General features: G+C 64.3%; 12 protein-coding genes and 1 pseudogene. 8 read left to right on the top strand and 5 right to left on the bottom strand.

The features are described 5' to 3' along the window. Positions 1–5: 5 nt before the first annotated feature. On the bottom strand, positions 6–2,096 hold the full coding sequence (locus tag M1L61_RS00270; protein WP_248854166.1) for a TonB-dependent receptor: 2,091 nt from the start codon (positions 2,094–2,096) through the stop codon (positions 6–8). Between the two features lie 171 nt (positions 2,097–2,267). On the opposite strand from M1L61_RS00270, the gene M1L61_RS00265 reads away from it, so the two are divergent. The 3 genes from M1L61_RS00265 to M1L61_RS00255 all read left to right on the top strand — a co-directional run bounded on the left by M1L61_RS00265 (position 2,268) and on the right by M1L61_RS00255 (position 5,722). Next, positions 2,268–3,470 (top strand): amino acid aminotransferase, encoded by a 1,203-nt coding sequence (locus M1L61_RS00265; protein WP_049453882.1) that lies wholly within the window; start codon positions 2,268–2,270, stop codon positions 3,468–3,470. 419 nt (positions 3,471–3,889) lie between these two features. Further along, positions 3,890–4,906, top strand: coding sequence for a class 1 fructose-bisphosphatase (locus tag M1L61_RS00260; protein WP_014035428.1), 1,017 nt, complete (start codon positions 3,890–3,892; stop codon positions 4,904–4,906). A gap of 108 nt (positions 4,907–5,014) precedes the next feature. Next, on the top strand, positions 5,015–5,722 hold the full coding sequence (locus tag M1L61_RS00255) for a 2OG-Fe(II) oxygenase (RefSeq protein WP_019337497.1): 708 nt from the start codon (positions 5,015–5,017) through the stop codon (positions 5,720–5,722). 56 nt (positions 5,723–5,778) lie between these two features. Here M1L61_RS00255 and M1L61_RS00250 read toward each other — a convergent pair. From M1L61_RS00250 to M1L61_RS00240, 3 genes and pseudogenes are all read right to left on the bottom strand, one after another. Further along, positions 5,779–6,633: pseudogene (locus tag M1L61_RS00250) on the bottom strand (PA0069 family radical SAM protein); the annotation flags it as partial. A 138-nt stretch (positions 6,634–6,771) separates the two neighbouring features. Continuing rightward, a complete protein-coding gene (locus M1L61_RS00245) occupies positions 6,772–7,341 on the bottom strand; it encodes a cyclin-dependent kinase inhibitor 3 family protein (protein ID WP_049453273.1) in 570 nt (189 codons plus the stop codon). A 606-nt stretch (positions 7,342–7,947) separates the two neighbouring features. Further along, positions 7,948–8,241, bottom strand: coding sequence for a metalloregulator ArsR/SmtB family transcription factor (locus tag M1L61_RS00240; protein WP_021202108.1), 294 nt, complete (start codon positions 8,239–8,241; stop codon positions 7,948–7,950). A gap of 244 nt (positions 8,242–8,485) precedes the next feature. On the opposite strand from M1L61_RS00240, the gene M1L61_RS00235 reads away from it, so the two are divergent. Genes M1L61_RS00235 through M1L61_RS00215 form a run of 5 tightly spaced genes read left to right on the top strand, consistent with a single transcriptional unit; the run spans position 8,486 to position 11,434 of the window. Further along, positions 8,486–9,355, top strand: a complete 870-nt coding sequence (locus M1L61_RS00235; RefSeq protein ID WP_197574817.1) for an MBL fold metallo-hydrolase — start codon at positions 8,486–8,488, stop codon at positions 9,353–9,355. After that, the gene (locus tag M1L61_RS00230) at positions 9,352–9,792 is read left to right on the top strand and encodes a membrane protein (protein WP_049453270.1); all 441 of its coding nucleotides are present in this window, start codon (positions 9,352–9,354) and stop codon (positions 9,790–9,792) included. Before M1L61_RS00235 ends, M1L61_RS00230 begins: the two co-directional genes overlap by 4 nt. Next, positions 9,789–10,220, top strand: a complete 432-nt coding sequence (locus tag M1L61_RS00225; protein ID WP_049453268.1) for a YeeE/YedE family protein — start codon at positions 9,789–9,791, stop codon at positions 10,218–10,220. Before M1L61_RS00230 ends, M1L61_RS00225 begins: the two co-directional genes overlap by 4 nt. Continuing rightward, the gene (locus M1L61_RS00220; protein ID WP_049453266.1) at positions 10,217–10,654 is read left to right on the top strand and encodes a TIGR01244 family sulfur transferase; all 438 of its coding nucleotides are present in this window, start codon (positions 10,217–10,219) and stop codon (positions 10,652–10,654) included. Before M1L61_RS00225 ends, M1L61_RS00220 begins: the two co-directional genes overlap by 4 nt. 18 nt (positions 10,655–10,672) lie before the next feature. Then, positions 10,673–11,434 (top strand): sulfite exporter TauE/SafE family protein, encoded by a 762-nt coding sequence (locus M1L61_RS00215; protein ID WP_080353444.1) that lies wholly within the window; start codon positions 10,673–10,675, stop codon positions 11,432–11,434. Positions 11,435–11,506: 72 nt separating this feature from the next. Here the strand turns inward: M1L61_RS00215 and M1L61_RS00210 are convergent, their stop codons facing one another. Then, the gene (locus M1L61_RS00210) at positions 11,507–12,778 is read right to left on the bottom strand and encodes a DUF2254 domain-containing protein (RefSeq protein WP_049453264.1); all 1,272 of its coding nucleotides are present in this window, start codon (positions 12,776–12,778) and stop codon (positions 11,507–11,509) included. Positions 12,779–12,795: the final 17 nt, after the last annotated feature.

Raw genomic sequence — 12,795 nt, 5'->3', positions numbered from 1 at the left:
CCGCGCTAGCGCCACGACCACTGCACACCCACGCTGGCCCGCCGTCCCGGCCCGGGCTCGTAGTAGCGACCATTGCCATCGTTGACGATCACCGAGCCGATGTAGGCCTGGTCCAGCACGTTCTCCAGCCGCGCGAAAGCACGCAGTTCACCGCCGGGCAGGGTCCAGCGGCGTCCGCCCTCCACGTGCAACAGGGCAAAGCCCGGCGCCCGTTCGGTGGCGACGTCGTTGACCACGGTATCGCTGCTGGCCGTGGCCTCCAGTGCCCATTGCCAGTCGGCGGGGCTCCACTGCAGGCGTGCGAACGCCTGCTGGCGCGGCACACCCGGCAAGCGACTGCCCGCCGCGACCACGTTGTTCGAGTTCAGGTAAGGCGAGCGCACCTGCGCCTGCAGCCAGGTCCAGGCCAACTGCAGTTCCAATTGCTCGGCCAGCGGCTGTCGGTACTGCAGTTCCACGCCCTGGCGGCGGGTGAGGCCAATGTTGCGATAGGTGCTGCGCCCTCCGGTGTTGCTGGCAACGGCCAGCTCATCGTCGGTATCTGCACGGAACAGGCTGATATCGAGCTGGATTCCGCTCTGCGCGTGCCACTTGCTGCCAATCTCCAGATTGCGGCTGCGGGCGGCCGCCAGGTCCAGTGCCAATCCCGCCTGCCCGTCGGCGCGATAGCCCAGTTCGTTGAAGGTGGGGGTTTCGAAACCGCGGCCGACCGCAGCATGCAGCCGCCACTGCGGGTTGGCCTCAAAGCTGATCCCGGCCACCGGCGTGGTGGCCTGGTAGCGCCGGCGGCCACTGTCATCCGGGTTGCGGCCGATGATGTAGCGGTCGTCGGATTCGAAGCGCACGGTGCTGTGGCGCAGGCCAGCCAGCAATGACCAGCGTGGACTCCACTGCCACCACGCCTGCGCGAACTGATCGACGTTATGCACGGTGTCGATCTGGTCTCTGCGCAGGCGCCCACGTACGCCCAGCGTGCTGCCGATGAAGTTCTCGTAGCCGGTCCGATGCTGGCGCTGGCGGTCGGCGCTGAGCCCGGCCACCAGGTCCAGCGGTCGCCCGGCCAGATCGCCGTGCCAGCCCCAGCGCGCGTCCAGCCCGCCGTAGCCGGCGTCCAGACCGATCACGCCGCCGGCATGCAGCGGATTGGCCTGCGCCGTGGGCGGAATGGGCAGGAACTGGGTCACCGCGCGCTGCCCGGCATAGCCCATCAACTGCCAGCGCTGCGCTCCCGTTTCACGGGTCCAGCGCAGGCCGGCCTGCTGCTGGCGCACCGATTTGCGGGTGTTGTACGGGTGCGCCACCGCCGTGGCCTGGCGCGGATCAGCCGCCACCTGGGCACGGGTCAGGCCCAGCGGATCCTGTGCATCGGGGGCATCGAGCACATTGAGCAACAGCTCCAGCCGCCCACCGCCCAGCGCACCACCGATGCGTGCGTTGAGCGATTCACGGCGCGCACGGCTGTGGTCCCGCCAGCCATCGGTGCGGAGGTGATTGGCGGCGATGTTGTAGTCCAGCAGTTGGCCGGCACCCTTCAGCTGCGCGCCGACACTGAGCGTGTTGTCGGCGCCAGCGTTGAGCCGCAACCGCCACGGGTCGCCGGCCTGGCCCTGCGCGCTCCAGACCTGCAGCACGCCACCGGAGGAGTTGCCGTACAGCGCCGAGAACGGCCCGCGCAGCACGTCGATGCGTTCAGCGCCCAACAGGCTGGCATGCGACAGCTGGCCCTGGCCGTCAGGCATGGTGGCCGGCACGCCGTCGATCAACACCCGCACCCCGCGCACACCGAAGGTCGAGCGCGCGCCGAAGCCACGGATCGACAGTTGCGTGTCCTGGGCGAAGTTCTGCCGGTCGCGTGCCAGCAGCCCCGGTACCCCGGCCAGCGCCTCGGACAGCTGCGCGCCGGTGCCAGCGCGGCTGGCATCGATCCAGACCGTGTCCTGGCTGGCCGGCAGCGCGAACGGGTCGATGCCCGGCACCCGAGCAGCCTGTACCTGCACCGCAGGCAGGGCGGTGGGCGCAGGCTCGGCCACCGCTGTCCAGGGCGACAGCAGCAGGGCAGACAGCGGAAGGCAACAGCGTCGTGCGGCGGGATTCATGATTCAGGTTGATGGATCGGGCGGCAACGCACGCCATGGTACGGGGCCGCGGATGACGATGGCGGCGGCCAGCCCCGGCAGGCTTTGTTACGATGGGCTGTTTCCGGCCGAAAAGCCGCGAACCGCGTGGCGCAATTCCTCCCCCTTTCCGTCTACCGAACGAGTACCGCCGTGTCCTTCTTTGCAAACGTGGAACTGGTCCCAGGCGACCCGATCCTGGGCCTGACCGAGGCGTACAACGCCGACAGCCGCCCGACCAAGGTCAACCTGGGTGTGGGCATCTACTACGACGAGAGCGGCCGCATTCCGCTGCTGCGCGCCGTCAAGCAGATCGAGCAGCAGCTCGCCGCTGAAGCCAAACCGCGCGGCTATCTGCCGATCGATGGCCTGCCGGCGTACACGCAGGCCACGCGTGAGCTGGTGTTCGGCAAGGACTCGCCGCTGCTGGCCGCCGGCCGCGTCACCACCGCACAGACCGTTGGTGGCAGCGGTGCGCTGCGCGTCGGCGCCGACGTGCTGAAGAAGCTGCTGCCGCACGCCACCGTTGCGCTGAGCAACCCGAGCTGGGAAAACCACCGCGCCGTGTTCAGCGCGGCCGGTTTCGAGGTGCTGGACTACACCTACTTCGACCCGACCACCCATGGGGTTGATTTCGACGGCATGCTGGCCGACCTGGGCAAGCTGGAAGCCGGCACCGTGGTGCTGCTGCATGCCTGCTGCCACAACCCCACCGGTGCCGACCTCACGGTCAGCCAGTGGAAGCAGGTCGCGCAGCTGCTGAAGGACCGCCAGCTGTTCCCCTTCATCGACATGGCCTACCAGGGCTTCGACAAGGGCATCGAACAGGACGGCGCCGCGGTGCGCATCATCGCCGAAGCAGGCATCGACAGCTTCATCGTCGCCAACTCGTACTCCAAGTCGTTCTCGCTGTACGGCGAGCGCGTGGGTGCGCTGTCGATGGTGGCGCCGACCGCCGTTGACGCCAAGGCCGTGCAGTCGCAGGTCAAGCGCGTGATCCGCACCATCTACTCCAGCCCGTCCACCCACGGTGCCGCGCTGGTGGCCGGCGTGCTGACCAACCCGGAACTGCGTGCGATGTGGGAGCAGGAGCTGACCGAGATGCGCGAGCGCATCCACGCCCTGCGCCAGGGCCTGGTCGAGAAGCTGGCTGCCGCTGGCGCACCGCAGTTCGGTTTCATCAACGAACAGGCCGGCATGTTCTCCTACTCCGGCCTGAGCCGTGAGCAGGTCGAGCGCCTGCGCGACGAGTTCGGCATCTACGCCGTCGGCACCGGCCGCATCTGCGTGGCCGCGCTGAACCAGAACAACCTGGAGTACGTCGCCAAGGCCGTGGCCACCGTCGCCAAGGGCTGAAGCAACACTGCACTGGTTTGAGAACAAAGGCGCCGAAAGGCGCCTTTGTTTTTTCTCTTGCTCTTGCCTTTGCCTTCCTCACCGCGCTCGCGGCGAACCCTGAAGCGCAGGGCGAGGCACACCGTGGCCAGGACCGTGAGGCGCATGGATGCGCCGATCGAGCCCCCATGGGTGAGGGCGCTTTGCCTGCGAGGCATGCCTCGCAAGCGCCAGAACGCACAGCCGCCAGCGGCTGGGCCGGACCACGGAGTGGGGTTTACGGCGTGTCCTGGCCACGGTGTGCCTCGCCCTGCGCCTCCATGAAGGAAGGCGCCACGAGCGCAACGCATCTGGAAACGATTACGCCTTCCCGCGCTCACGCACGGCCCCGCCATACGGGCGACAATAGGCGTTTTCCCGCTGCCGAGACCTGCCCGACCATGTCCCGTACTTCGTTGACCCGCTTCCTGATCCAGGAACAGCACGCCGGCCGCATCAATGCCGACCTGCGCCAGCTGATCGCCGTGGTCGCCCGCGCCTGCACCAGCATCTCCATCGCCGTCAGCAAGGGCGCCCTCGGTGGCGTGCTCGGCGACGCCGGTACCGGCAACGTGCAGGGCGAAGCGCAGAAGAAGCTGGATGTGATCAGCAACGAGATCCTGCTCGAAGCCAACGCCTGGGGTGGCCACCTCGCCGCCTGCGCCTCCGAAGAAATGGACCACAGCCAGCCGGTGCCGGACATCTACCCGCGTGGTGATTTCCTGCTGCTGTTCGATCCCCTCGACGGCAGCTCCAACATCGACGTCAACGTCTCCGTCGGCACCATCTTCTCGGTACTGCGCTGCCCGACCAACGTCGAACTTCCGGGCGATGACGCCTTCCTGCAGCCGGGCAGCAAGCAGATCGCCGCCGGCTACTGCATCTACGGGCCCAGCACCCAGCTGGTGCTGACCGTCGGCCACGGTACCCATGCCTTCACCCTGGACCGCGAGAAGGGCGAGTTCGTGCTGACCACCGAGAACATGCAGATCCCGGCGGCAACCCAGGAGTTCGCCATCAACATGTCCAACCAGCGTCACTGGGAAGCGCCGATGCAGGCCTACGTGGGCGACCTGCTGGCGGGCAAGGAAGGCGCGCGCGGCAAGAACTTCAACATGCGCTGGATCGCCAGCATGGTGGCCGACGTGCATCGCATCCTGACCCGCGGCGGCATCTTCATCTATCCGTGGGACAAGAAGGACCCGTCCAAGGCCGGCAAGCTGCGCCTGATGTACGAAGCCAACCCGATGGGCCTGCTGGTCGAACAGGCCGGCGGTGCTGCCTGGACCGGCCGCGAGCGCATCCTCGACATCCAGCCCGACCAGCTGCACCAGCGCGTGCCGGTGTTCCTCGGTTCGCGCGAGGAAGTGGCCGAAGCCGTGCGCTACCACCACGCGCACGACGACGCACAGGGCTGACGGCCTGCCGCCTGACAGCGGTCATGGCAGATCGATGACATGACCGTGGGGTGACACCAAGGGCGGCAAACGGCACCATCAAGCCGTTGCCGCCTAAGGAATGCACGCATGCACGAGCAGGGCCCGGTCGATTTCATCGAAGTCATCCACAACGCCGTCCCCAGCGAGGTCTGCGCGGCCATCGTTGAACGCCTGCGCGCCACGCGTGGCCTGCAGCCCGGTGCCGTGGGCAGTGGCGTGTTCCCGGAACTCAAGCACAGCAAGGATCTGCGTATCAGTGGCCTGGACGGCTGGCAGGATGTCGACCAGCAGCTGCAGATCGCGGTGTTCAATGGCTTGCTGACTTATCTACGCCGTTATCCACAGGCGTTGATTGCGCCGCTGATGTTGCAGATCCAGGACAGCAACGGCCAACCGCGACGCCTGTCTGCCGAGGACTTCCCTGACATGCCACCGCAGCAGCTGGCCGACCTGGCTCGCACCTGCCTGCGTCCGGGTGCGATCAACCTGCAGTGGTATGCGGCAGGCGAGGGCGGCTATCCGTACTGGCACTGCGAGCTGTACCCCAAGGATGCGCAGGCCGAGACCCTGCATCGGCACGTGTTGTGGACGCTGTACCTCAACGACGACTTTGACGAAGGCGAGACCGAGTTCCTGTTCCAGGGGCGGAAGATCGCACCTCGTACCGGCAGCCTGCTGATTGCGCCGACTGCGTTCACTCATACCCATCGTGGCAATCGCCCGCAGGGTGGGGACAAGTTCATCGCGACCAGCTGGATCCTGTTCCAGAGTGCGCAGAAGTTGTTCGGGGGGTGACGCCGAGCGGCTCGTCGGCCTCGGATGTAGAGTCGAGCCATGCTCGACGGATGGACTCAGAACAACGACCCCTGCGGCGAATCCTTCTTCGGCGGCAACGGCTTCAGGAACCGGCTGCAATCCAGCTTCGGCCAATGACTGTTCTGCGCGTTGAAGCCGAGGCGCTTGCGCGCCAGCTTGAAGCGGTTGTTCAACAGATCCGCATACACACCCTGGCCCCGCATGCGGGTTCCGAACTGGCTGTCGTAGTCCTTGCCGCCACGCAGCTGCTGGATGGTGCTCATCACATGCGCGGCACGATCGGGATGATGGGTGTCCAGCCAGTCGCGGAACAACGGCGCCACTTCAAGCGGCAAGCGCAGCAGCACGTAACCAGCGGTACTGGCGCCAGCGTCGTGCGCAGCCTCCAGCACGGCCTCCAGCTCGCTGTCGTTGATCCATGGGATCACCGGCGCCACCATCACACCGACCGGAATGCCCGCTTCATGCAGACGCTTCATCGCACGCAGCCGTGCATGCGGCGCCGATGCGCGCGGTTCCAGCTTTGCGGAAAGATGCGGGTCCAGCGTGGTCACCGAGAAGTGCACGCTGACCAGGTTCTCCGCCGCCAGCGGTGCAAGCAGATCGATATCGCGCTCGACCAGTGCGTTCTTGGTGATCAGCGAAAAAGGATGCTTGGTCTCCAGCATCACTTCGATCAGCTGGCGGGTCAGCTTGAACTTGCGCTCGATCGGCTGGTACGCATCGGTATTGATGCCCAGTGCGATCGGCTGCGGCACGTAACCCGGCTTCGACAGCTCCTTGCGCAGCAGCTGGGGGGCATTGGTCTTGGCGAACAGCTTGGTCTCGAAGTCCAGGCCCGGCGACAGGTTCAGATAGGCATGCGAGGGGCGCGCGAAGCAGTAGGAGCAGCAGCACTATATGTGTTTGGAGAAAAGTGTTCAGCGCTTCGCACTCTGGAGAGAAGCCCTCCACAGACTAACTGCGCAATACAGGCATCTTGTGCTCCAGCCCAAGGCAATGACGGGTAGGTTAGTGGGGTGTTGTGGCTAGCTCAGTCTCCGGGCTCCGCGATTAGACCAGTTCAGGATGAATTCCTCCTGCTCCGCCGTCTCCACCGCACCAGGTCGCACCGAGCGAACCTTAGCAATTGCATCGATGCCATCTGAGGCAAAGCCTGTTTCAATGAGGAGCATCGACGCCACGGTGCCGGCCCGACCCAGCCCGCCTTTGCAATGCACCACGATCCTGGTTCCAGACAAGAGCTTGGCTGCGAACTGTGGCCCTAGGGATCGCCATGGCCCAAGGAGTCGCGCGTCAGGAGCCGCACCATCTGTAATTGGCAGGCCGTACCACATCAAACCGTGGGCTCTGGCACGTTCCGCCAACGAGGTGATTCGCAGCTCCTCGAACTCCCACGGCTCAATCAACGTGATCAGGTGCTGTGCTCCCCACTCCGCGATCGACGCGAGGTCGACGTCCAGGTCTCGAGCCCAAGAGCCAGTCATTGCTACTTCCTGATGTTTTCCTGGTGCAAAGGTGACGCCGATCCCACCGCCGTTCGTGCCGACAGGTAAGGTGGCAATCTTCAGTGGATGGGAGATACTTGTTCTGCTCATTTGCGCTCTCCGAAATCAGTAGCCCTTTGGGGCGAGAAGCAAACGCTGCGCCCTTTTGATCTCAATGTCCATCTGTGAGCTTAGTGGTGCGGCCAAGGTCTAGTGGACGGCTCGCGCACGCTAGTGATCTAGGGGGAATGAGCCATGCACGGCCCTGTGCGCCTCGGGCTCCTCAGTTACTGATCGTATGCGTGCCGCCGCTAAGCGGACCGAGGGCCAAGTATCAGTAGCGACGACTTGGACGGCGACCCGTTACTTTTCTCTGGAATACAAAGTGACAGGGCCCCGTATGGGATGCACTGGTTCTCACGCTGCGGAATGCTTGTGCAGAGCCCTCGCCCTGAAAATCTCTACTCTCAGCAATGGGCAGCCTTTCGCGCCCAGATCTGGCTGCAGGCTCGACGTCGCTCGCCTCAATTTTCGGCGTCGCCGATGTCCGCTTCCGGCCATAAGCAGACATCCACCCCATCCCTGATAAACATCCCTAGGCCGCAGCAGACCTCGAGCCTGCTGCGGTCAATTGGTTTTGGGGCAGACTACGCCGATGGCCTAAATTCCCCTAGGTCAGTGAGTGTAGCCCGTCCCTTCTAGACGCCTTAGGCCACTTCAAGTTGATGTATCGTCCGCACAGAAGATCCCATGCATCGCGCCCAGCAGTGCTGCAACGCGCGGGTCTGCCATGCGGTAGACGATCGACCGCGATTCCCGTCGGGTCGCTACAAGCTTTCGTTGGCGGAGTTCGGCCAGTTGCTGGGAGAGCGCCGGCTGTCGGATGCCGGTGGCGTCCTCCAGTCCGCTCACCGTCATTTCACCTTGCGCGAGCTGGCACAGCAGCAACAGGCGGGAGGGAGTGGCCATGAAGCGCAGCAACTCGGCCACCTCGGGCACGCGCTCCTTCATCGTGGCTAGGTCTGACGGGCTGAATGGGGGGCTGGTCACGGGTAAGGGCAACTTGGCCGGGTGATGTGATGCAAACACCATGGGGAAGGCGTCCAGTCTAGCATTCTTCTATAGTTGCACACCTTATGTAACCATGTAAGTATTAAGCAACCAATCCCCCCCGGAGCCAGTCGTGAACCAATCCGTAGCGGTAGACGCCCCCTTGGAGCAGGCTGTCCGCGTCGTCAACGATGCGCGTGCCGGCCTGCTCCCCTCGCCTCATGTAAAGACCTTCTTCGATCCTGCCACTTTCACTGCCAGTCACGTCGTACGCGATCCATCTTCTTCAGCGTGCGCCATCATCGACAGCGTCCTTGACTTCGACATGGCCGCAGCCCGCACCTCCACTGCCTCCGCATCGGCGTTGGTGGACTACGTGCGGGCCGAGCGCCTACAGGTGCAATGGTTGCTGGAAACCCACGCGCATGCCGACCACCTCTCAGCAGCACCATGGCTGCGGGGCCAGGTGGGAGGTACGCTGGCCATCGGCGAGCGCATCACCACTGTCCAGGAAACCTTCGGCAAGGTCTTCAATGCCGGTACTGCGTTCAAGCGTGATGGCAGCCAATTCGATCACCTGTTCGCTGACGGTGCCTCCTTCCGCATCGGTAATCTGCAGGCGATGTCGCTGCACGTGCCAGGCCATACTCCCGCTTGTCTGGCGTACGTGATCGGCGACGCCGTATTTCCTGGAGACACGCTGTTCATGCCGGACTACGGCACCGCCCGATGCGACTTTCCAGGTGGCTCGGCTCGCCAGTTGTATCGCTCGATCCAGCGCCTTCTGTCCCTGCCCGACGCCACCCGCGTCTTCTTGTGCCATGACTACAAGGCCACCGGTCGAAACCATTTCGTATGGGAAACAACCATCCGTGCCGAAAGGACAACCAACCTGCATGTGCACGAGGGCGTGACCGAAGCCATGTTCGTGGAAATGCGGGAAGCCCGTGACGCGACGCTCCCGATGCCGCGACTGATCCTGCCTTCAGTGCAGGTCAACATGTGCGCCGGCCATCTGCCCGAACCCGAGGACAACGGCGTGCGCTACCTCAAGCTGCCGGTGGACCTGCTATGACGCTCTCTCATTTGGCTTGGTACTGGCCACTCGCTGGCGGTGCCATGATTGGAACAGCGGCCGGTGCCTATCTGGTCCTTCTCGGCCGCGTTGCCGGCATCTCGGGTCTACTTGCCAAGACACTGGGCATGCCGGGTGACGGCGGACGCGGGAGCGCAGCCCTATTCCTGGCGGGACTTGCCCTGGCGTCAGGCTTGGCATTGGCGGCCAGGCCCATACTATTGCCGGCGCTCTCCGCAAACGGAGCAGTGGTATTGGTGATTGCCGGACTGCTGGTGGGTTACGGAACTCGCCTTGGGGCGGGCTGTACCAGTGGACACGGTGTCTGCGGCCTGGGCCGGGCGTCGCCGCGGTCAGTGGTGGCGACCTGCGTGTTCATGCTCGTGGGCATGGCCACGGCGACCCTGGTACGGATTGTGGCGGGGGGCACGGCATGATCCGTCTCGCCGCGTTCCTGTGCGGCGCACTCTTCGGACTGGGACTGGTCGTATCCGGTATGGCCAACCCAGCCCGCGTGCTTGCTTTCCTTGATGTGAGCGACGCCTGGGACCCCTCCCTGGCGCTGGTCATGCTGGGCGCACTGATCCCTTCCGGCGCAGCCTACCTGTGGATACGCGCCCGCAGAACGCCGCTGCTTGCCGTATCGCTGCACATTCCCACCCATCGCATCATCGATCGGCGCCTGGTGATCGGTGCGGCGATATTCGGCCTGGGTTGGGGTCTGGCCGGACTATGTCCCGGCCCAGCCATCGCGTTGCTGGGAACCGGCCAGCCCTTCGCGATCATCTTCGCCACGGCAATGATCGCTGGCGTGCTCCTGCATGGCCACATTCACCGCCCCACTGCAACTACGGGAAAACCATGAACCTCAAGCCACTCTCCGCCAGCCTCAAGGTGTCCGGCCAGCTCCTGCCAAAGGACATTGAAGCCCTGAAGGAGCAGGGCTTTGCGAGCGTGATCTGCAACCGCCCCGACGATGAACAGCCGGAGCAGCCCAGTCACCATGCGCTGCAGGCCGCCTGCCACCAGGCGGGCATGCAGTTTGCCTATCTTCCTGCGCTGCCTGGCGTCATTACCGATGATCAGGTGCATACCTTTGCCAGGTTGATCGAAGCGCTGCCAAGCCCTGTTGCCGCGTACTGCAGAACCGGCACCCGTGCTGCGATGCTTTGGGCGCTGTCGGAAGTCGTTCACAATGGAGCGGCGTTTGACCACGTTCTGTCTGTTGCTTCGGATGCAGGCTATGACCTTTCTTCCATCGCAACACGGCTGCAGCAAGGCCCGGCGTCCGGCGACTGACATATGGAAGCGCTATCTCTGCTGCAGTTGGTTCTGGGCGGCCTGTCTGGCGTCCTGGTCGGCTTCGTCCTGGGCGTGGTCGGTGGGGGCGGATCCATCCTGGCGGTACCACTGATGCTCTACGTGGTCGGAGTGGGAGATCCGCATGTGGCTATCGGCACCAGCGCCCTGGCAGTAGCGGTCAATGCGGTGTCGAATCTGGTGATACATGCCCGTAGAGGGAACGTTCGCTGGCCTTGTGCCTCGGTCTTCGCTCTGGCGGGGATCGCGGGCGCATACCTGGGTTCCAGCTTGGGCAAGGCGTTCGACGGCAGGAGCCTGTTGGCGCTGTTTGCTGTGGCTATGATCGTTGTCGGCATCGCCATGCTTCGCAGGCGCAACACGCCTGGACTCACGGACGCGCGGCTCGGCAGAGGCAACGCGCCCGCGCTGATTGGGCTGGGCGCCACCGCCGGCGGGCTTTCTGGCTTCTTTGGCATTGGCGGAGGCTTTCTCATCGTGCCCGCACTGGTGGCCGCGACGGGCATGCCGATGATCGCCGCAGTCGGAAGCTCGCTCGTCGCCGTCGCCGCATTTGGCATGACCACCGCACTGAACTACGCGCGTACAGGTCTGGTCAACTGGAAGCTCGCGGCAGTTTTCGTCGTTGCCGGCGTGGCTGGCGGTATTGCAGGTGCAGCAACTTCGACGAAGCTGGCCAACTATCGTGGAGCTCTGAACACGGTATTTGCAGTACTGATCTTCATTACTGCCGCATACATGCTGTGGAAGGTGAGCTGACCGGATGTGCTCCAGACCACAGTCGAGCACTGATAGCCAGCGCAGCGCTTCAAGGGCTTTGATAGGAAGATACTACGAACGGCGGTCCACATCTTCCAGAGTCAAATAAGATGCGACGGCTCGAAGCGCCTCGCGATCAGCTTCGAAATCCATGGCCAATAGGCCGCGCTCCAACGCGATGCGGGCATGCGCCTGTGATGCGACTCTTGTCGCTTCATTCGAGGACCCTGCCAACGCTGCGAAGGCCTTCTGCAGCCGGATACTGACCTCCAGGGACGCGGCGGCATCCCTGGCAATCGGAGTGAACGCGTCCTCAAACATGTCGCGTACGTCGAGACACTGCACGTGCACGCGCGGATACAGCACCTCGCCTGTCGCAGCGTCCCCTGCGTGGCTGGACCATGCACAGAGCAGCCTGACACATGTCCCGATGACGTCGATGCAGGTCCCAGGGTCGTTCACCGCAGGTGACATGGCTCGCTGGGCAATTTCCGCAAGCACGACCAGTCCGAACCGTGGGTCATTCTCAATGGAGCGCGCGTCACTGAAGGAAATGGCTGAGATCACTTCACTCTGCACGTCCGGAAGTGGATTTCCCTCGATGGCTATCAAGGGACGGGCCGGAGTTGCGAACGTACCCGGCTGGCAGAGCAGATGAACGCGCAGATCATGTTCCTGTGCAATGCCGTCGATCCGGGCGACGTCCACATGTTCAACGTAGGCAACCTGATCGCCAACCAGCAGTACCGCCCCCTCCCCTACCGGGACAGCACTGGCTCCGCCGAGCCGAGGCTCCGCGGCGCGGCGCTTCATTGCCGCTTTGGTCGCCCGCTCCACCAGATCGATGGTTTCGCCAACGCGGCCAAAGCGTGAGAACTGCTCGATAGCCCTGAGCAACGTCACTGTGATGACAATGATGACCGCGATGGTTGCCCCGAACAGCACAAGCCGGCCGCTGTCCCCGTAGATGCCGGTGCTGAGCGCGATGAGGCCCACGATCGAGAACAGGAAGGCACCAATGAAGGTGGCCAGCGCACCTTGGGCCCGGGCGTCTTCGATCAGCAGGCGGGCCGCGCGCGGGGTGGCGCTGCTGGATGCGGAGCCGTATGCCGAGACCATGGTGGACAGCGAGAAGGTGGTGACCGTCAGCATTGACGCGGCAAGTATGCCAAGGATGTTGCCGACGGAATCTGCGCCGATCCGTGCGGCAAGGCCAACGGGAATGAGGAACTTCAGGAACGCGCCGGCCAACGCCGTGATGATGCCCAGGGCGCCATACAGGGTCGAACGGAACCACATCCGCTTGGTAACTTTGCTGGCTGCGAGCCTCAGTCGGGTGAGCATGGGCTACTTCCTGGGCA

Origin of the sequence: Stenotrophomonas sp. NY11291 (assembly GCF_023277365.1) — a bacterium.
Classification (GTDB): Bacteria; Pseudomonadota; Gammaproteobacteria; order Xanthomonadales; family Xanthomonadaceae; genus Stenotrophomonas; species Stenotrophomonas geniculata.
This window is presented reverse-complemented; position numbering and strand designations above follow the sequence as displayed.